This is a genomic window from Klebsiella sp. K5-306 (genome assembly GCF_051835185.1).
GTDB lineage: Bacteria > Pseudomonadota > Gammaproteobacteria > Enterobacterales > Enterobacteriaceae > Klebsiella > Klebsiella oxytoca.
Map to the genome: position 1 here is coordinate 197728 of NZ_JAIFJY010000002.1, position 18610 is coordinate 216337.

Consider the following 18610-nt stretch of genomic DNA (forward strand, 5'->3'; position numbering starts at 1 on the left):
TTGAGAGAAGCCTTGTCTTGCTCTACCATGACCCGATACGTATGGCCTGAGGACGTTTTCGTGCACAAACCCGCATTTCTCATCACGATTGATACAGAGGGCGATAACCTCTGGCAAAAACATGACAGCATCACCACCGAGAATGCGCGCTATTTACCGCGTTTTCAGCAGCTTTGCGAAAAGTATGGCTTCAAACCGGTTTATTTGACCAACTATGAAATGGCCATCGACCCGGTTTATATCGAATTCGCCAAAGATGTGATTGCCCGGGGGACGGCGGAAATCGGCATGCATCTGCATGCCTGGAACAGCCCACCGACCGACCCGCTTACCGATGACGACTGGCGGCATAAACCGTATCTGATCGAGTACAGCGATACGGCGATGCGTGCCAAAGTCGACTATATGACCCGTCTGCTGGAGGATACCTTCCAGACTAAAATGGTCAGCCATCGCGCCGGACGCTGGGCGTTTGACGAGCGCTACGCGCGTCTGCTGGTGGAGTATGGCTATCTGGTCGATTGCTCGGTTACTCCCAGGGTGAACTGGAAAACGGCGAAAGGCGCGCCGCAGGGCGACGGCGGTACCGATTATCGTCACTTCCCGCAGCACGCCTACTTTCTCGACGAGAACGATATTCGTCGTGAAGGCCAGTCGCCGCTGCTGGAAGTGCCAATGAGCATTCAGTACAAGCATTCTGCGTGGATGAATAGCCTGAAGCAGGGTTACGATCGCCTGCGCGGCAAAGTCCGCTCGCCGTCGGTACACTGGCTGCGTCCGATGGGCGGCAACGTGGAGACGATGAAAAAAGTGGTTGAACAAACGTTGACTCAGGGTAATGACTACGTCGAATATATGCTCCACTCTTCTGAGTATATGCCTGGCGGCAGCCCGACGTTTAAAAACGAGCAGGATATTGAGCGCTTATATGCCGATCTGGACGCTTTTTTCAGCTGGCTGGCACCGCAGGTGAAGGGAATGACGTTGGCGGAATATTACCAACAGAAACGCGCACAGCGATAAAAGATCACAACCAGGTACCGTATGCGTATCGTGAAGCAGTTCACGCGGAAGAAAAATGCCTTCTTCCGCGAAATTAAATTTAATTTAATTAACTATCGTTACAGAAATAAAAGCGCACGCCAGCCTTTTAATCCCGCGAAGATTCAGCATGTTTTATTATTGCGCCTGGATGACAAAGTCGGGGATATGGTCGTGACGACCGGCTGCGCAAAGCTTTTGGCCGACCGGGGCTATAAGGTATCTGTTCTTACCGGGCCTGTCTGTAAACAGATGCTTGCCGGTGCGGATTTTCTTGAGCAGGTCTATTTATATCAACCGCGGATGCCCTTAGATGCGCTGCGTGCGGTGGGATTTGACGCGGTCGTTGATTTTGATGATGTTAAAACCTACGAGCGTTTTAAACTGCTCTCTGATCTGCGGCCTGGCTGCGTTATTGGTTTTAATAAACAAGAATATAAGCTTTACGATCACTCCATTCCTTTTTTTGACAGCGCCAGGCATATTTCCGCCCGCTACAAAGAAGTGGCCAGGCTATTTGGCATAGAACACGATCGTTACCACTATCATCTGCCCGGCGATCTTCACGAACGGGAAAGGGTTAAGCTTTTACTTAATCAGGAAAAAGCGCGCGCGCTCTGTATTGCGATCAACCCGTTTACCGCTTCAACGGATAAAGACTTTTGTCATCACCAGGTGGCGACTCTGATTGACCGCCTGCATACGCTTCCGTATGCCGTGAGCGTCGTCATGGTTGGGCATAGCGAAAAAATTCGCCAGCTAAATCTGGATAAAGCGCTATATCTGCCTGATAGCAATATTAATTCAGCGGTAGAGATCGTTCGCCAGTGCGATCTGGTGATTACGGCGGATACCGCCATCGTGCATATTGCCCGCGCATTCGACAAGCCCATGGTGGCGGTTTACAACAAACGTAAGCTCAAAGATACCGGTTTGCCGGGCTATACTATTTGGGCGCCGGGTTATGACAAGGCCAGACAGATTGTCTGTGAAGAGACCCACGTCGCCGACATGACGATTGACGCCGTCTGGCCGGTGATTAAAGCGCAGGCGGACGACCTGGTTGCCTCTCGCGAGCAGGCATAAAAAAGGCCCGTAACGGGCCCTTTGCTTAGCGTTTCGCCTTCAGGCTGCCGCTCAGCGCAATACCCAGCGGTAACCAAAACAGCGGCCAGGTTTCGCGAGGATTGCTGATGATAAACATGCCCTGCGAAGCCATAAAAATCAGCGCATAGATAAAAATCGCCAGTCCGTAGCGGCCATCCTGCTGTTTGCGCCATGCCTGCCATAGCCCTCCGGCAATCACCGCCAACAGCAGCGCCAGACCAATGATGCCGCCTTTCAGCAGGGCGCCAAGATAGACGCTGTGGGTGGTGGTGATATGTTCGCCGCTGTAGTTGGTAAAGTTCAGCTCGTAGTCAAAACCTCGCCCCAGCCACGGCTGGCTGGCCACTTCCTCGATCGTATGATGCCAGATGCTGATGCGCAAACCGCTTTGCGTCCCCAGCTCCTCAAAGCGCGCCAGCAGCAGGTCTCCAGTGGGGGTGAAGAAGAAAAGCAGTCCCAGAATCATCGCTAACGCGGCGACAATCAAGATATTACGGCGGGTAAAGACGTGCAGATGCAGGGTGCAAACAAACGCCACCAGTAGGGCGATAATCGGGCCGCGGCTTTGGGTCAGAAATAGCATCACCAGCATGATAGCCATCGGCACATACAGAAGGTGGCTGCCTTTTTCTTTCAGCAGCATGGCGCAAATAAGAACCCCAATACCGCAATAACCCGCCAGGTCGATAACGTTGGTCGGGCCGGGATTATCCGGCGACACCAGGCGCTCCTTGAGGACCAGGGTGAAGTCGATAACCATCGTCCAGATAGACAGCACCGCGATCCCGGCCACGATGCTCAGCAGCGTCAGATGCCGGGTGCGAGGATGGCCAAGTAGCGTTGTCAGCAGCAGAAGATAGAAAATGGTATAGGTGCCGTGGGTCAGAGGGGAATCGATATGCTGCGGCGTCTGGCCCCAAATATTGCTCAGCGCATAGTACACGCAGAATACGACCAGCAGACCATAGACCGGCCACTGCTGGCGCAGGCTCTCCGCTAATGCCCGGCGGTTGTCTGTGTTCAGCTGTGAAAGCAAAAACAGCAAAATGGATAAATGAAGAAGGTTATTTGCGCGAGTTGATACGCAAAAAATAGCGCTAAAAAACAGAAACAAAGGAAAGAAAATGGTGTAACCCTGTCTGGCGTAACTACTGATTTTTAAAGTACTCATCAAATGAAACCTTTTCGAAAATCGTTTCCGGAACCGCGCTTTCTAAGGAGAAGTTAACGACCCGAATATGGTTTTGTTGCAGCACGTTGGCAGCGTGCGAAAAGGACGGCATGACCAGGTCATCCACCTTATTTGCCAGCCAGGAGGGGAGTTTATCCTGTTCCGTTTCGTAGAATCGCGGCTGGTTGAAATTGCTCATATCCAGCCCGCTTATCAGAATGGTTTTAAATCCCAGCCACATCAGAATTTGCAGAGCCCAGTAGACCACGGTACCGGCATCAAAAATGCCATGGCGGATGTCGGTGCTAAAGCAAATATCCTGCCTTTGCGGATGAAAGCGTAGCGCGGTGACGCCGCGCCAGACCTGCTGTATCGCGCTTCTCGGGACTTTAGGCTGGTAAATTTTATAACAGGCGTCTTCAATTAATGCCAAACGACAGCGAAGCGCTGAGCCGTGGCGGTCGAGGATTTTGGCAATGCCATGCATGGTGGTGAAGAGTACGATATCCGGTTGGCTAATCACCGCACGAATAATGTCCGGTTTTTTATCGTAAAACTCCATGTCCACAATAGTATAGAGCGAAAATTTAATTTTATCAGAGAGATGCCACGCGCCATTCACCCCCATCACCGGGATGCTTTTCGGCAGCCGCGTAAAATCGATACTGCGCGTAGAGGGACCGGTTGCCGTCAGCAGCACTTCGCCCTGAGCGCTATCTTTTAGTTCGCTGAGGTTGACCAACGGGACCGCTTTCCCTTTGTATTTCAGGGTGCGGATTTCACCGCTTGCCGCGCGGGTGATATGGGTAAACGGCCAAAGATTTTCGTTATGGCGAAAGGCTCGTCGATGCGTGTAGCGATAGATCTGCTTAAATAATGAACCCATTAAGCCAGTTCCTGAGATTTCAACAGTTGCAGAATCCGGGAGGCGGCAATATCCCCCGTGCTGTTGCCGCTTTCCGGGCGCACGACATACTGGTTTTTACCGTAACCGCCAATCAGCCCCGGATCGGTCGGGCCGTACAGCGTGAAGTTCGGTTTATCGAGCGCGGCGGTGAGATGGCTCAGTCCGGTATCGACGGAAACCACTCCGCGCGCGCCTGCCAGCACCTGGGCCACCTGCTCCAGGCTCATACGCGGCAGGACGTCGACAAAATCGTGCCCATCCGCCAGGCGTCTGGCCCGCGCTTCTTCATGGGGGGCGCCCCACGGCAGTTTGATACGCACGCCGCTGTCGGCAAGCAGAGCGATCAGCGCTCGCCAGTTCTCTTCCGGCCAGTGTTTATCATCCCGCGTTGTGGCGTGGAGAAATACCAGATAGGGCACAGCGGAGGCGTCGGCCTGGCGCAAAAAATGGCGAGCGATAGCGTAGTCGCCCTGGGTTTCCGGCTTCGCGTAGCCAAGGCTTTTAGCGAACAGCTCGCGGGTGCGCTCAACGGCGTGCTGCTGTTTGGCGATATGGTGGCGACGGTTATAGAACAGGCTCGCCAGCGGTTCGCGAGCGGTCTGCCAGTCCATACCGTGCTTAACGCCGCGGGCCAGTCGGGTGACCAGCGCGGCGCTCTTCACCAGCCCCTGGGCATCAATGATGGCGTGGTACTTTTCCGCCTGTACGGCGTCGCGAAATGCCTTGCGCTCGGCTTTAACGGGCGCGGAAAACCACGCCTTGCGCCAGCGACGAATCGCCACCGGAATGACCCTGTCGACGGTCTCATGCCAGGAGGGGATCTGTGCGAAGCCCTCTTCAACCACCCAATCGAAACGAATGCCGGGAAAGGCCAGCGCGGCGTCGCTCAGCGCGGGCAGCGTATGCAGCACGTCGCCCATGGACGAGGTTTTTACGATCAATACCCGCATCCGTCAGGCTTCCTCTTGTTCCGTTTTTTCCAGCAGCAGGTCGTTTAATTCTTCCAGTACGCGCTGCGGCGTAATGTCGATCAAACTCTGATGATAGCCTTCGGCGGCGTCGCCTTTACGCACTTTGTGGTAGCCGCTGATCAGGCGGATAACGCGCGCTTTGTGCGACAGCGGAGGGGTGAAGTCCGGGCTACTTGGCCCATAGAGCGCCACCAGCGGACGATCCAGCGCCGCGGCAACGTGCATCAGGCCGGAATCGTTGCTAACCACCGCTTTACAGGCGGCGATCAGAACGACGGCCTGCTCAAGCTGAGTTTCCCCGGCCAGGTTGCGGCACCATGCCTGCTGCTCGGTCGTGAGCGCGGCAAGGATTTCATTACCCGCTTCATGATCTTTTGCGGAACCAAACAGCACGATTTGAAAGCCTTCATCGATCAGCTGTTTCGCCAGCTCGGCGTAGTGATAGTGTGGCCAGCGTTTTGCCGGGCCGAACTCTGCGCCTGGGCAGAAGCCGATTATCGGGCGCTCGGCTGAAATATTAAATGCGCTACAGGCCTGCGATTTTTCGCCTTCATGCACCTGCAGCTGCGGCCAGAGCAGCGGCTGCGGCAGATCTTTCGCGCAGCGCATCACGCCTTTATCGTATGCGAGACCGACGTAGCGTTCGACCATCAGCGGCCAGGCCGCTTTATCCAGCTTACGGGCATCGTTCAGCAGGCCGTAGCGCATCTCGCCGAGCCAGCCGGTGCGATGCGGGATACCGGCGAAAAACGGCACCAGCGCCGATTTAAACGAGTTCGGCAGCACGTAAGCGCGATCGTAGCGACGCTCGCGCAGGCTGTGCCCAAGCTTGCGCCGTTCGCCGATTTCCAGCGCGCCGTGGCCGAGCGGCATCGGGATCGCTTCGTTGACTTCCGGCATGCGCGATAGCAGCGGACGGCACCATGCGGGCGCCATCACGTCGATTATCGCCTGGGGATAGCGCGCCCTGAGCGTACGATAGAGACTTTGCGACATCATCATGTCGCCCACCCATGACGGGCCCACCACCAGTATCTTCATTCATTTCATCCTTCAAGCTGTCTCTGCGTTGGCTGCCTTCGTTCACTTCAGTCACATCGTTATCCTATGTTCCTGAAGATTCGCTCAGTTGCTGCCTTAATACCGCCCGAATGATTTTATGAATTTGCATGATTGTCGCGATTGAGCCAGGCCATATATTCCGTTACGCCTTCGGCGACGGTCTTGAACGGTTTATCATAGCCCGCTGCGCGCAGGTTAGTGAGATCCGCCTGGGTAAACGCCTGATAGCGGCCTTTCAGCTTATCCGGGAACGGAATGTATTCGATGCTGCCTTTCTTATGATAAGCCAGCGTTGCGTCTGCAACGGCCTGGAAAGACTCCGCGCGGCCGGTGCCAAGGTTAAAGATGCCGGAAACGCCATTTTCCCAGAACCACAGGTTTACCGCCGCGACGTCGCCGACGTAGACGAAGTCGCGCTTGAAGCCATCGCTGCCTTCGAACAGTTTCGGACTTTCGCCATTATTCAGCTGAGTGTTCAGGTGGAACGCGACGCTGGCCATGCTGCCTTTATGACCTTCGCGCGGCCCGTAGACGTTGAAATAGCGGAAGCCGACGATCTGCGAATTTGCTTCCGGCAGGATCTGACGGACGTATTCATCAAACAGAAACTTGGAGTAGCCGTAAACGTTGAGCGGCTGTTCGTATTCGCGGGATTCAATAAAGTCGCTGGTGCGGCCGCCGTAGGTCGCGGCGGAAGAGGCGTACAGGAACGGGATTTCACGCTCCAGGCAGTAGTGCAGTACCTCTTTGGAATACTGATAGTTGTTATCCATCATGTACTTGCCGTCCCACTCTGTAGTGGACGAGCAGGCGCCTTCATGGAAAATGGCGTCGATATCGCCGAACTCCTCGCCTGCCATAATTTGGATCAGGAAGTCTTCTTTATCCATGTAATCGGCAATGTTCAAATCCACCAGGTTGATGAATTTAGTGCCGTCTTTCAGATTATCTACGACCAGAATGTCGGTAATGCCTTTGTCATTCAGCGCCTTAACGATATTGCTGCCGATAAAGCCTGCGCCGCCGGTAACGATGATCATAACTGTAACCTTTGAAGTGGGTAGTCCAGAGACAATCCGGACATGAATACTCCTATCATATCACCACATCGGAAAGGCTTCAGCCATTCGCCGATAAGGTGAAGAGGGTCTCGTGATTTATGCTGCAAATAATTCATGCAGTAATGCATCATCTCGTATCAGCGTATAGCTTTAGGTAATATGTGCCAAATTTTGCCGAATCTGGAGAGTTGCAATGCGTGGTGATTTCTACAAACAGTTAACCAATGACCTCGATTCCGCGCGCGCGGAAGGGTTGTTTAAAGAAGAGCGTATTATTACTTCGGCGCAGCAGGCGGATATCACCGTCGGCGGTAGCCAGGTCATTAACTTCTGCGCCAATAACTATCTGGGTCTCGCGAACCACCCGGATCTCATTGCCGCCGCGAAAAGCGGTATGGATAGCCACGGTTTTGGCATGGCCTCCGTGCGCTTTATCTGCGGCACTCAGGATAGCCACAAAGCGCTTGAGAAGAAGCTGGCGGATTTTTTAGGCATGGAAGACGCGATTCTGTACTCCTCCTGCTTCGACGCCAACGGCGGACTGTTTGAAACTCTGCTCGGCGCAGAGGATGCGATTATCTCCGATGCCCTGAACCACGCGTCGATCATCGACGGCGTGCGCCTGTGTAAAGCGAAGCGCTTCCGCTATGCCAACAACGACATGCAGGAGCTGGAAGCCCGTCTGAAAGAGGCGCGTGAAGCCGGCGCGCGTCATGTGCTGATCGCCACCGATGGCGTGTTTTCGATGGACGGCGTGATAGCCAACCTGAAAGGCGTTTGCGACCTCGCGGATAAATACGATGCGCTGGTGATGGTCGATGATTCTCATGCTGTGGGTTTCGTAGGGGAAAACGGCCGCGGTTCCCATGAGTACTGCGACGTGATGGGCCGCGTTGACATTATCACCGGTACGCTGGGTAAAGCGCTGGGCGGCGCGTCCGGCGGCTATACTGCCGCGCGCAAAGAAGTCGTCGAGTGGCTGCGCCAGCGCTCGCGTCCGTATTTGTTCTCCAACTCGCTGGCTCCGGCGATTGTCGCCGCTTCGATCAAAGTGCTGGAGATGGTGGAAGCCGGCAGCGAACTGCGCGACCGCCTGTGGTCGAACGCGCGCCTGTTCCGCGAAAAAATGACTGCGGCAGGGTTTACCCTCGCGGGCGCCGACCACGCCATTATCCCGGTAATGCTCGGTGAAGCCACCGTGGCGCAGCAGTTCGCGCGCGAGCTGCAAAAAGAAGGTATCTACGTCACCGGATTCTTCTATCCGGTGGTTCCAAAAGGCCAGGCGCGTATACGTACCCAGATGTCTGCGGCGCATACCCCTGAACAAATTGAACGTGCGGTGGAAGCCTTTACCCGCATCGGTAAACAACTGGGCGTCATTGCCTGAGGGTGTGAGATGAAAGCGTTATCCAAACTGAAGGCGGAAGAAGGCATCTGGATGACCGACGTACCGGAACCGGAAGTCGGCCACAACGATCTGCTGATTAAAATTCGCAAGACCGCGATTTGCGGTACCGACGTACATATCTATAACTGGGACGAATGGTCGCAAAAGACCATTCCGGTACCGATGGTTGTGGGCCATGAATACGTTGGCGAAGTGGTGGGTATCGGTCAGGAAGTTCGCGGCTTTAAGCTGGGCGACCGCGTTTCCGGCGAGGGGCATATCACCTGCGGCCACTGCCGTAACTGCCGCGCCGGCCGTACGCATCTGTGCCGCAATACGACGGGCGTCGGCGTGAACCGTCCGGGCTGTTTTGCCGAATATCTGGTGATCCCGGCGTTTAACGCTTTTAAAATTCCGGACAATATCTCCGACGATCTGGCATCGATTTTTGACCCGTTTGGCAACGCTGTACATACCGCGCTTTCATTCGACCTCGTGGGTGAAGACGTACTGGTTTCCGGCGCAGGCCCCATCGGCGTGATGGCGGCCGCGGTGGCGAAACACGTTGGTGCGCGCAACGTCGTGATTACCGACGTTAACGAATATCGCCTGGAACTGGCGCGCAAAATGGGCGTCACCCGGGCGGTGAATGTGGCGAAAGAGAACCTTAGCGATGTGATGGCCGAGCTGGGCATGACGGAAGGCTTCGATGTGGGCCTCGAGATGTCCGGTGCGCCGCCGGCGTTCCGCACCATGCTCGATACCATGAACCATGGCGGGCGCATCGCCATGCTGGGTATTCCGCCGTCGGATATGTCCATCGATTGGACCAAGGTGATCTTCAAGGGGCTGTTTATCAAAGGGATTTATGGTCGCGAAATGTTCGAAACCTGGTACAAGATGGCCGCGCTCATCCAGTCCGGCCTCGATCTGTCGCCGATCATCACCCACCGCTTTGGCATTGATGATTTCCAGCAGGGCTTTGACGCGATGCGCTCCGGCCAGTCTGGCAAAGTTATTCTCAGCTGGGATTAACCTGCTCCGAATTTGAGCTTAAAAAAGCGCCTGCGGGCGCTTTATTTAGAGAGCTGACTTCCACTTTTCTGATTTTTAATCCACTCCGCACTTTTTCTAAATCGCTTTCTCACCTATTCGTTTATACAGTCAGTTTAATCGCAGTTTAACCACACAAATACTATGCTTAAACTCTCTGTATGCTTATTGACCTGTAATTCATCCCGCTTATTACGGGAGGTTTTACCACCTTTGCTTAAGGTGGCCGATGAATTTATCGTCATCGACTCAGGCAGCACGGATGCCACGCTGCAGATTTGCCAACAGTTCGGGCTCACCGTTCACCATCATCCCTATACTTCTCACGGCGCGCAGATGAACTACGCGACCTCTCTGGCCTGCCACGATTGGGTGCTGTGTATGGATAGCGATGAGATTCTTGACGACGAAGTGGTGGCGGCTATTCTGGCGCTGAAGGCGGGGGACGATCCTGACCCGGCCCGCGCCTGGCGACTGCCGCGTTACTGGTTCGTACTGGGCGAGGAGGTTCGCACCATTTATCCGGTATCATCGCCGGATTTCCCGGTTCGCTTGTTTAATCGCTCCGTCGCCAGGTTCAACGATCGGCCGGTAGACGATCAGGTCGTGGGCTTTCAGCACTCCAGCAAGCTACCGGGCTTCGTGCGACACGACACCTTTTACTCCCTGCATGAGGTGTTTAATAAGCTCAATAGCTACACTACGCGGCTGGTTAAATACCAGAAGATCAGGCCATCTCTCGCACGCGGAGCGATCAGCGCGATTGGCGCTTTCTTTAAATGGTATCTGTTCAGCGGGGCCTGGCGAAAGGGTAAGGTGGGCGTGGTCACCGGGCTCTATGCGACCTTTTATAGCTTTCTGAAATACTTTAAAGCCTGGTATGCCCATCAGGATAAGCCGGAATCCGCGGCGGATAAACGCCGGGACTCCAGGACGGTTTAGTTGGTGGGGGTATCCCAGCCCTGCCACTTCAGCTGGTAATACTGCACCAGCGTACTCTTGCTGATGCTTTCGCTCAGAATGGTAAAGAAGCGACTGGCGTTGATCGGCTCCGGAGGGCGCTTAGATTTGCACTGCTTCACGCCACGGAACGGGTTGCGCGGCGGCTGTTTCGGCGGCGGGGCAGCGTTCGGCGTTGAGGTGTCCACCTGCGGCTCGTTGAGCAGGCTGCTCGGGCGAACCAGGGTGATATCCGGCGGCAGGTTATACACCATCTGCTGCAGCACGCGCACCGTCGTCGGGTGCGGGTGGCCGATAGCAATTGCGGAACCGTTGCGTCGCGCCAAAGCGATGGCGCGGTTGAACTGATAGCGAATATCCGCTTCGTTTTGGGTATCGTCGAGGAAAACCTTACGCTTAATCACCTTAACGCCGGTGCCCTGCGCCGCCCGCATGGCCTGGGTATTGCCGATGGTGACGCTATCCAGGAAGTAGAGATTGTAGCGCTCAAGCGCCTGCATCACTTTCTGCATACCGAAGAGATTCGACGTCATGGCGCTGCCCATATGGTTATTCAGCCCCACGGCGTACGGAACCTTGCCGTAGGCTTCGCGGATAATGCGTTCTATCTCGCTGCTGTTCATCTCCGGGCGGAGGGTATCTTTTTCCAGCGGCTGTTTGCTGATCGGCGCCATCGGCAGGTGAATTAGCACCTCGTGGCCGAGATTATGCGCTTTCGTCGCCATTTCGCGGGCGTGGGGCGCATTAGGAAGTACGGCAACGGAGATCGTCGCTGGCAGCGCCAGCACCTGATTTTCCGTTTGTGGACGATAGCCAAAGTCGTCGATAACAATAGAGAGTTTGCCGGCAAAAACCGGCGACGCCATAACCAGCGTACTGGTTACCGCGAGTGCAATTCTGCGAAATTGAAGCAAAACTTATCTTCCCAACCACGGCTGTGGATTGACCGCCTGACCCTGGCGGCGAATTTCGAAATAGAGCGACGGGCGGCCCTGACCGCCGCTGCTGCCTACGAGAGCGATCGGCTGGCCCGCCCGGACCTGAGTGCCGACGCTGACCAGCGCGCTTTGGTTATAGCCGTAAAGACTCATGTCGCCTTTGCCGTGTTCAACGACCACCACCAGGCCATAGCCCTGCAGCCAGTCGGCAAGAATAACCCGACCATCGGCAACGGCTTTGACCTCGGTGCCTTCAGACGCAGCGATAACCATCCCCTTCCAACGTAGTTCACCTTGCAGCTGTTCGCCATAGCGATGGAGAATTGAGCCGCGAACCGGCCAGAATGCCTGGCCTCGCGGTGAACCAAGCCCGCCGGTGCGGGACATCAGCGAGCGTTCGCTTTCGGTAGGTTTGTAGGTGGTGCCTTTACGTGAGGCTTCCTGCTGGCGATTGCGTACGTCCTGCGCTTCGCGGGCTTCGCGATCCGCTCGCGCTTTGGCCGCCGCCGCCGCCTGGGCGATACGACCGCGCAGGCGTGATTCGTTAGCCCGCATTTCGCTGAGCTGCTGCTGGCCTTGCTGAATAGAGGATTCAAGGCTGGCGAGGGTTTTTTTACGCTCGTTGCGCGCCTGCTCCAGCTTACTCTGCTGGGCGCGCTGCTCGTACACCAGGGTTTGCTGCTGGCTCTGTTTCTCTTCCAGCATGGATTTTTGCACCGCCACGTCTTCGCGAGTTTGCTTGAGCTGGGCGATGGTTTCCTGACGCGCCTGGTTCAGATAGCCAAAGTAGGCCTGCAGACGCTGATTACGCTGCCCCTCTTCGCCGCTGAGGATCATCTGGATGCCGGTGTGCGGCCCCTGACGAAACGCGGCATCGAGCTGGGCGGAAAGGTTGCGCTCCTGCGAGGCGCGCTGACGCTCCAGCTTCGCGAGCGCGGCGTTCATTTCGTCGATCTGCTTATTTAGCTGGTTCAGCGTTTCCTGGGTTTCGCGCAGCTTGCGCGCGGCGGCGGAGATGGCCTCCTCCTGCGCTTTAAGCTGGGCAACCAGGGAAGCACGCTGCTGCTGCTGCTGTTTAATCGCCCGCTGTTTAGCGGCGATGTCGGCCTGAATGGATTTAAGCTGGTCGCGATCGTCGGCGTGAGCAGATGCGGCGCACAGCAATACGCCAGCGCTAAGCGCGCTGGCGTAAAGGACGGATCGAACTGCCGTTGCGATCCATGTAGTTGAATAAGTCGCCTTTCCCCTCATGGGGAAGGATTATTCCACGATGAACAGCGGCTTGCCAGTCATCTCTTGCGGGATTTCCATTCCCATCAGCGTCAACATGGTCGGCGCGATGTCGGAAAGTTTGCCGCCGTTGACCGCTTTGACGTTTTTATCGCCAACGTAAATCAGCGGAACCGGCAGGTTGGTGTGCGCGGTGTGCGCCTGGCCAGTGGCCGGATCGCGCATCTGCTCGGCGTTGCCGTGGTCTGCGGTGATCAGCAGCTGTCCGCCTACGGATTCAACGGCTTTGCTCACCTGGTCGATGCAGTCATCCAGCGCTTCGACCGCTTTAACGGCGGCTTCCATCACCCCGGTGTGGCCAACCATATCGCCGTTCGGGTAGTTGCAGATGATGGTGTCGAACTGACCGCCCTTGATGGCGGCAACCAGTTTTTCGGTCAGCTCAGCGGAGCTCATTTCCGGCTGCAGATCGTAGGTTGCGACCTTCGGTGAATTGATCAGAATGCGCTCTTCGCCTTTGAACGGCTCTTCAACGCCGCCGTTGAAGAAGAAGGTGACGTGAGCGTATTTTTCAGTTTCGGAGATGCGCAGCTGGGTTTTGTCATTTTTCGCCATCCATTCGCCGAAGGTGTTCACCAGAGATGCCGGCGGATAAGCACAGGCGACTTTAATGTCTGCGGCGTACTCGGTCAGCATGACGAAATCGAGGTTAACCACTTTCTTACGGGCAAATCCGTCGAAATCGGCGTTAACGAAGGCGCGGGTGATTTCGCGAGCGCGGTCGGCACGGAAGTTCATGAAAATCAGCGCATCGCCGTCTTCCATGGCCGCATCGGCCTGGCCTTCAGCGCGAATAACGGTTGCTTTCACGAATTCATCGTTTTCATCGCGTGCATAAGCGGCCTGGAGGCCCGCAACGGCGGTATCGGCCTGGAACTCGCCTTTCGCCAGAGTCATCAGATCGTAAGCCTGCTCAACGCGATCCCAACGGTTGTCGCGATCCATGGCGTAGTAGCGGCCAATGATTGAGGCGACGCGGCCCTTGCCGAGTGCGGCAAATTTATCTTCGAATTTCGCCAGCGTCTTTTCAGCGCTGCGCGGCGGGGTATCGCGGCCGTCGAGGAAAGCGTGCAAATAGATTTTATCCGCGCCGCGTTCGGCTGCCAGCTCCACCATCGCCATGATGTGGTCTTCGTGGCTGTGGACGCCGCCCGGAGACATCAGGCCCATGATATGCACGGCTTTGCCAGCGGCAACGGCTTTATCCACCGCGCCGGTCAGTACCGGGTTGGCGAAGAAGGTGCGTTCTTTGATTTCAACGTCCAGGCGGGTCAGGTCCTGATACACGATGCGGCCCGCGCCGAGGTTGACGTGGCCCACTTCGGAGTTACCCATTTGACGATCCGGCAGACCGACTTCCAGGCCTGACGCATCAATCAGAGTATGCGGACGTTTTGCCCACAGTGCGTCCATAACAGGGGTTTTGGCGCTGTAAATAGCGTTATCCTGCTGGTCTTCACGGTAGCCATAGCCATCCAGAATCACCAGTACCATAGGTTTTTTAGAAACCGACATTGCGACAACCTCATGCTCAAAGACAGAAAATTTGCGTAATTTTACTACAGCTGAATCGATCAAATCACCGTAAAAGATCAAAGAAAGAGGGCGGCCAGAGCGCATCGCCGCGGCGAGAGCGGTTTTTTTTCGTGACGGGCCGCAGAAAATACATTACATCGCGCTCACTGGCTGTATTTGCCGCAATGCACAGGTATACTCCTTCCCTGGTTTTTTTCTCACTTAGTCGGGAGTTGTAACCCCCCATGCAAGAAATTATGCAATTCATCAGCCGTCACCCCGTCCTGAGCATCGCGTGGGTCGCGCTGCTGGCGGCGGTGCTGTTCACCACCTTTAAAGGGCTGATGTCGAAAGTTAAAGTCATCACCCGCGGTGAAGCGACGCGCCTGATCAACAAAGAAGATGCCGTGGTTGTCGACCTGCGTCAGCGTGACGATTTCCGCAAAGGTCATATTGCGGGTTCTATTAACCTGCTGCCGAGCGATATCAAAGCAAATAACGTCGGCGAGTTGGAAAAGCACAAAGCACAACCCATTATAGTAGTAGACGGCTCAGGTATGCAGGCGCAAGAACCCGCCAGCGCGCTGAACAAAGCCGGTTTTGAAAAGGTCTTCGTACTGAAGGAAGGCATCGCAGGCTGGAGCGGCGAGAACCTTCCGCTGGTACGCGGTAAATAATTTACCCGCGTCTTTATGGCGTAGTGCGGTTTCCCCTGTGCCGGCGATTCGCCAGCGGGGGAACATTGCCTGCGGTGTAAAACCCTCGGGGGTAAAAACAGGAGTGAAGTCATGGCCAATATTGATATCTATACCAAAGCGACATGTCCGTTTTGCGTGCGTGCGAAAGCCTTGCTGAACAGCAAGGGCGTCACGTTCAACGAGTTGCCTATCGATGGCGATGCTGCAAAGCGTGAAGAGATGATTCAGCGCAGCGGTAGGACGACGGTTCCGCAGATTTTTATTGATGCGCAGCACATTGGCGGCTGTGACGACTTGTATGCGCTTGATTCACGTGGTGGACTCGATCCCCTCTTGCGCTAATTTTTTGCGCTCATCTCCATTGGACGGGCGTACTTAAGGACAACACGAAAGGGTTTTACTATGTCAGAACAAAACAGCACCGAAATGACTTTCCAGATTCAGCGCATCTATACCAAAGATATTTCTTTTGAAGCGCCGAACGCGCCGCAAGTTTTCCAGAAAGATTGGCAGCCGGAAGTTAAACTTGATCTGGATACAGCTTCCAGCCAGCTGGCTGAAGGCGTGTATGAAGTGGTGCTGCGTGTCACCGTAACCGCCTCGCTGGGCGAAGAAACTGCATTCCTGTGTGAAGTTCAGCAGGGCGGTATTTTCTCCATCGAAGGCATCGACGGTACCCAGATGGCGCACTGCCTCGGCGCATACTGCCCGAACATTCTGTTCCCGTACGCGCGTGAGTGCATCACCAGCCTGGTTTCTCGCGGTACCTTCCCGCAACTGAACCTTGCGCCAGTGAACTTCGATGCGCTGTTTATGAACTATCTGCAGCAGCAGGCTGGCGAAGGTGCTGAACAACATCAGGATGCCTGATGAACGCGCTTAACGCTGCAATGACTGTAATCGGTGCCGGCTCTTACGGCACCGCTCTTGCCATCACCCTGGCAAGAAATGGCCACCACGTTGTGCTGTGGGGCCATGACCCGAAACATATTGCGACGCTGCAGCACGATCGCTGCAACGCCGCATTTCTTCCTGACGTTCCTTTCCCCGACACGCTGCATCTGGAAAGCGATCTGGCGACCGCGCTGGCTGCCAGCCGCGATATTCTGGTAGTCGTGCCGAGCCACGTTTTCGGCGAAGTGCTGCGGCAGATTAAACCGCTGATGCGCTCTGACGCTCGTCTGGTCTGGGCGACAAAAGGTCTGGAAGCGGAAACCGGACGCCTGCTGCAGGACGTGGCCCGTGAAGCCCTGGGCGACGATATTCCGCTGGCGGTAATTTCCGGTCCGACCTTTGCGAAAGAGCTGGCGGCAGGCCTGCCGACGGCGATATCGCTGGCGTCGACGGATCCGCAGTTTGCTGATGATTTGCAACGCTTGCTGCACTGCGGCAAGAGCTTCCGCGTCTATATCAACCCGGATTTTATCGGCGTGCAGCTCGGCGGAGCGGTGAAAAACGTTATCGCTATCGGCGCCGGCATGTCTGACGGTATCGGCTTTGGCGCCAATGCGCGTACCGCGCTGATTACCCGCGGGCTGGTCGAAATGTCTCGCCTCGGGGAGGCCCTTGGCGCCGATCCGGAAACCTTTATGGGTATGGCGGGCTTAGGCGATCTGGTGCTCACCTGCACCGATAACCAGTCGCGTAACCGCCGCTTCGGCATGATGCTCGGCCAGGGTATGGATGTGCAAAGCGCTCAGGAGAAGATTGGCCAGGTGGTTGAAGGCTATCGCAATACCAAAGAGGTTCGCGTTCTGGCGCAGCGTTTAGGCGTCGAAATGCCAATAACCGAGGAAATTTATCAGGTATTGTATTGCGGAAAAATTGCGCGCGAGGCAGCATTGACCTTATTAGGCCGTGCACGCAAGGACGAGCGCAGCAATTAACCGTAATGGAACCTGGATCACCTGAATGACCCGGCCAGCGAAGAACTGGCCGGTCATGATTATATCGTCTGGAGTCAGCAATGCCGTGTGAAGAACTGGATATCGTCTGGAATAACATTAAAGCCGAAGCCCGGGCTTTAGCTGACTGTGAGCCGATGCTCGCCAGTTTTTACCACGCCACGCTACTCAAGCACGAAAATCTCGGCAGCGCCCTGAGCTATATGCTGGCGAACAAGCTGGCTTCTCCGATTATGCCCGCCATCGCAATCCGAGAAGTGGTGGAAGAGGCCTACGCCGCTGACCCGGAAATGATCGCTTCCGCTGCCTGCGATATTCAGGCGGTGCGAACGCGCGACCCGGCGGTGGATAAATACTCGACCCCCCTGCTTTACCTGAAAGGGTTCCACGCGCTGCAGGCCTATCGTATCGGCCACTGGCTATGGAATCAGGGGCGTCGGGCGCTGGCGATCTTCCTGCAAAATCAGGTTTCCGTATCGTTCCAGGTGGATATCCACCCGGCGGCGAAGATTGGCCGCGGGATCATGCTTGACCACGCCACCGGTATTGTTGTCGGCGAAACGGCGGTGATTGAAGACGATGTGTCGATTCTGCAATCCGTGACCCTCGGCGGTACCGGTAAAACTAGCGGCGATCGTCATCCGAAAATTCGTGAAGGGGTGATGATTGGCGCCGGGGCGAAGATCCTTGGCAACATCGAAGTCGGGCGCGGAGCAAAAATCGGCGCGGGTTCGGTGGTGCTGCAGCCGGTGCCGCCGCATACCACCGCCGCAGGCGTACCGGCCCGTATTGTGGGCAAGCCAGAGAGCGATAAGCCCGCAATGGATATGGATCAGCACTTTAATGGCATACACCATACCTTCGAGTACGGTGACGGTATTTGATTGATTTCCCGGAGGCGATGCTGCGCATCTATCCGGGCTACAAAGCCGAGCGCAGTCTGGTAGCCCGGACAGGCGCTACGCGCCGCCTCCGGGAGAAAGCCAGCTCAGCTGCGCAGTACCGCGCCGGGATATCCCAGCTGGCGCCAGGCTTCATAGACCACCACCGACACCGCATTTGACAGGTTCATGCTGCGGCTGTCCGGCATCATCGGAATACGGATTTTTTGTTCTGGCGGCAGAGCATCAAGAATACTGCCCGGCAGTCCGCGAGTTTCCGGGCCAAACATCAGATAATCGCCGTCCTGATAGCTCACCGCGCTGTGCGCCGGCGTGCCTTTGGTGGTCAGGGCGAACAGGCGCTGCGGCTTTGCGCTTTCAACAAACGCGGCGTAATCGCGATGGCGCTGGACGGCGGCGAACTCGTGGTAATCCAGACCGGCGCGGCGCAGGCGCTTATCATCCCAGGCAAACCCCATAGGCTCGATAATATGCAGATTGAAGCCGGTGTTAGCGCACAGGCGGATGATATTCCCGGTATTTGGCGGGATTTCTGGTTCAAATAAGACGATGTTAAGCATGCTGCCCCCTTAATTGCGGGGGGCAGAATAGCAGATATTTGGCTAACCCTCACCCCGACCCTCTCGCGGAAAGGGAGCGGGAG

19 protein-coding genes are annotated in these 18610 nt (G+C 55.9%); 10 read left to right on the forward strand and 9 right to left on the reverse strand.

What is annotated here, in order from left to right; all coding sequences use genetic code 11:
* Positions 1–60 precede the first annotated feature (60 nt).
* Complete coding sequence (locus K2184_RS04625) at positions 61–1023, forward strand: polysaccharide deacetylase family protein (RefSeq protein WP_024274814.1); 963 nt, start codon at positions 61–63, stop codon at positions 1021–1023.
* Between the two features lie 21 nt (positions 1024–1044).
* The gene (locus K2184_RS04630) at positions 1045–2127 is read left to right on the forward strand and encodes a glycosyltransferase family 9 protein (protein WP_024274813.1); all 1083 of its coding nucleotides are present in this window, start codon (positions 1045–1047) and stop codon (positions 2125–2127) included.
* Positions 2128–2152: 25 nt separating this feature from the next.
* On the opposite strand, the gene K2184_RS04635 is transcribed toward K2184_RS04630, so the two are convergent.
* From K2184_RS04635 to rfaD, 5 genes are all read right to left on the reverse strand, one after another.
* On the reverse strand, positions 2153–3319 hold the full coding sequence (locus tag K2184_RS04635; protein WP_004106875.1) for an O-antigen ligase family protein: 1167 nt from the start codon (positions 3317–3319) through the stop codon (positions 2153–2155).
* Positions 3297–4205, reverse strand: coding sequence for a hypothetical protein (locus K2184_RS04640; protein WP_004106872.1), 909 nt, complete (start codon positions 4203–4205; stop codon positions 3297–3299). The genes K2184_RS04635 and K2184_RS04640 overlap by 23 nt, the downstream gene beginning before the upstream one ends.
* Positions 4205–5176, reverse strand: coding sequence for a lipopolysaccharide heptosyltransferase RfaC (gene rfaC / locus K2184_RS04645; protein ID WP_004106870.1), 972 nt, complete (start codon positions 5174–5176; stop codon positions 4205–4207). Before rfaC ends, K2184_RS04640 begins: the two co-directional genes overlap by 1 nt.
* 3 nt (positions 5177–5179) lie before the next feature.
* Positions 5180–6238, reverse strand: a complete 1059-nt coding sequence (rfaF, locus tag K2184_RS04650) for an ADP-heptose--LPS heptosyltransferase RfaF (RefSeq protein ID WP_024274812.1) — start codon at positions 6236–6238, stop codon at positions 5180–5182.
* 116 nt (positions 6239–6354) lie between these two features.
* The gene (gene rfaD, locus K2184_RS04655) at positions 6355–7299 is read right to left on the reverse strand and encodes an ADP-glyceromanno-heptose 6-epimerase (RefSeq protein ID WP_004106868.1); all 945 of its coding nucleotides are present in this window, start codon (positions 7297–7299) and stop codon (positions 6355–6357) included.
* Between the two features lie 214 nt (positions 7300–7513).
* On the opposite strand from rfaD, the gene kbl reads away from it, so the two are divergent.
* From kbl to K2184_RS04670, 3 genes are all read left to right on the forward strand, one after another.
* Positions 7514–8707, forward strand: coding sequence for a glycine C-acetyltransferase (gene kbl, locus K2184_RS04660; protein ID WP_049593704.1), 1194 nt, complete (start codon positions 7514–7516; stop codon positions 8705–8707).
* Positions 8708–8716: 9 nt separating this feature from the next.
* A complete protein-coding gene (tdh, locus tag K2184_RS04665) occupies positions 8717–9742 on the forward strand; it encodes an L-threonine 3-dehydrogenase (protein WP_004106864.1) in 1026 nt (341 codons plus the stop codon).
* A 162-nt stretch (positions 9743–9904) separates the two neighbouring features.
* On the forward strand, positions 9905–10702 hold the full coding sequence (locus tag K2184_RS04670; RefSeq protein WP_004106861.1) for a glycosyltransferase family 2 protein: 798 nt from the start codon (positions 9905–9907) through the stop codon (positions 10700–10702).
* Here K2184_RS04670 and K2184_RS04675 read toward each other — a convergent pair.
* From K2184_RS04675 to gpmM, 3 genes are read right to left on the reverse strand one after another with little or no spacing between them, the layout of a single operon-like run.
* Positions 10699–11634, reverse strand: coding sequence for a divergent polysaccharide deacetylase family protein (locus K2184_RS04675; protein WP_024274810.1), 936 nt, complete (start codon positions 11632–11634; stop codon positions 10699–10701). The two genes, K2184_RS04670 and K2184_RS04675, sit on opposite strands and share 4 nt — an antisense overlap.
* A gap of 3 nt (positions 11635–11637) precedes the next feature.
* Positions 11638–12909, reverse strand: coding sequence for a murein hydrolase activator EnvC (gene envC / locus K2184_RS04680; protein ID WP_004106857.1), 1272 nt, complete (start codon positions 12907–12909; stop codon positions 11638–11640).
* A gap of 9 nt (positions 12910–12918) precedes the next feature.
* Entirely contained in the window at positions 12919–14463 is a 1545-nt protein-coding gene (gene gpmM, locus K2184_RS04685; RefSeq protein WP_004106855.1) for a 2,3-bisphosphoglycerate-independent phosphoglycerate mutase, read from the reverse strand.
* A gap of 245 nt (positions 14464–14708) precedes the next feature.
* Between gpmM and K2184_RS04690 the strand changes: the two genes are divergently transcribed.
* The 5 genes from K2184_RS04690 (at position 14709) to cysE (ending at position 17949) form a co-directional block, all read left to right on the forward strand.
* Positions 14709–15140, forward strand: coding sequence for a rhodanese-like domain-containing protein (locus K2184_RS04690; RefSeq protein ID WP_004106853.1), 432 nt, complete (start codon positions 14709–14711; stop codon positions 15138–15140).
* A gap of 111 nt (positions 15141–15251) precedes the next feature.
* Entirely contained in the window at positions 15252–15503 is a 252-nt protein-coding gene (gene grxC, locus K2184_RS04695) for a glutaredoxin 3 (protein ID WP_004106850.1), read from the forward strand.
* Between the two features lie 60 nt (positions 15504–15563).
* Complete coding sequence (secB, locus tag K2184_RS04700) at positions 15564–16031, forward strand: protein-export chaperone SecB (protein WP_004106849.1); 468 nt, start codon at positions 15564–15566, stop codon at positions 16029–16031.
* On the forward strand, positions 16031–17047 hold the full coding sequence (gpsA, locus tag K2184_RS04705) for an NAD(P)H-dependent glycerol-3-phosphate dehydrogenase (RefSeq protein WP_004106848.1): 1017 nt from the start codon (positions 16031–16033) through the stop codon (positions 17045–17047). Before secB ends, gpsA begins: the two co-directional genes overlap by 1 nt.
* Positions 17048–17127: 80 nt before the next feature.
* Positions 17128–17949 carry a serine O-acetyltransferase gene (gene cysE / locus K2184_RS04710; protein ID WP_004106845.1) on the forward strand — a complete coding sequence of 274 codons (822 nt, stop codon included), beginning with the start codon at positions 17128–17130 and terminating at the stop codon, positions 17947–17949.
* A gap of 104 nt (positions 17950–18053) precedes the next feature.
* Here the strand turns inward: cysE and trmL are convergent, their stop codons facing one another.
* Positions 18054–18527, reverse strand: coding sequence for a tRNA (uridine(34)/cytosine(34)/5-carboxymethylaminomethyluridine(34)-2'-O)-methyltransferase TrmL (gene trmL, locus K2184_RS04715; protein ID WP_004106843.1), 474 nt, complete (start codon positions 18525–18527; stop codon positions 18054–18056).
* Positions 18528–18610 lie beyond the last annotated feature (83 nt).

What these genes read in the sequence shown, in the direction of transcription:
- grxC (WP_004106850.1), top strand. Translation starts at nt 15,252, where the DNA reads ATGGCCAATATTGATATCTATACCAAAGCGACATGTCCGTTTTGCGTG.
- gpmM (WP_004106855.1), bottom strand. Translation starts at nt 14,463, where the DNA reads ATGTCGGTTTCTAAAAAACCTATGGTACTGGTGATTCTGGATGGCTAT.
- K2184_RS04690 (WP_004106853.1), top strand. Translation starts at nt 14,709, where the DNA reads ATGCAAGAAATTATGCAATTCATCAGCCGTCACCCCGTCCTGAGCATC.
- rfaF (WP_024274812.1), bottom strand. Translation starts at nt 6,238, where the DNA reads ATGAAGATACTGGTGGTGGGCCCGTCATGGGTGGGCGACATGATGATG.
- cysE (WP_004106845.1), top strand. Translation starts at nt 17,128, where the DNA reads ATGCCGTGTGAAGAACTGGATATCGTCTGGAATAACATTAAAGCCGAA.
- tdh (WP_004106864.1), top strand. Translation starts at nt 8,717, where the DNA reads ATGAAAGCGTTATCCAAACTGAAGGCGGAAGAAGGCATCTGGATGACC.
- K2184_RS04670 (WP_004106861.1), top strand. Translation starts at nt 9,905, where the DNA reads ATGCTTAAACTCTCTGTATGCTTATTGACCTGTAATTCATCCCGCTTA.
- kbl (WP_049593704.1), top strand. Translation starts at nt 7,514, where the DNA reads ATGCGTGGTGATTTCTACAAACAGTTAACCAATGACCTCGATTCCGCG.
- envC (WP_004106857.1), bottom strand. Translation starts at nt 12,909, where the DNA reads ATGAGGGGAAAGGCGACTTATTCAACTACATGGATCGCAACGGCAGTT.
- rfaD (WP_004106868.1), bottom strand. Translation starts at nt 7,299, where the DNA reads ATGATCATCGTTACCGGCGGCGCAGGCTTTATCGGCAGCAATATCGTT.
- K2184_RS04640 (WP_004106872.1), bottom strand. Translation starts at nt 4,205, where the DNA reads ATGGGTTCATTATTTAAGCAGATCTATCGCTACACGCATCGACGAGCC.
- K2184_RS04630 (WP_024274813.1), top strand. Translation starts at nt 1,045, where the DNA reads ATGCGTATCGTGAAGCAGTTCACGCGGAAGAAAAATGCCTTCTTCCGC.
- trmL (WP_004106843.1), bottom strand. Translation starts at nt 18,527, where the DNA reads ATGCTTAACATCGTCTTATTTGAACCAGAAATCCCGCCAAATACCGGG.
- gpsA (WP_004106848.1), top strand. Translation starts at nt 16,031, where the DNA reads ATGAACGCGCTTAACGCTGCAATGACTGTAATCGGTGCCGGCTCTTAC.
- secB (WP_004106849.1), top strand. Translation starts at nt 15,564, where the DNA reads ATGTCAGAACAAAACAGCACCGAAATGACTTTCCAGATTCAGCGCATC.
- rfaC (WP_004106870.1), bottom strand. Translation starts at nt 5,176, where the DNA reads ATGCGGGTATTGATCGTAAAAACCTCGTCCATGGGCGACGTGCTGCAT.
- K2184_RS04635 (WP_004106875.1), bottom strand. Translation starts at nt 3,319, where the DNA reads ATGAGTACTTTAAAAATCAGTAGTTACGCCAGACAGGGTTACACCATT.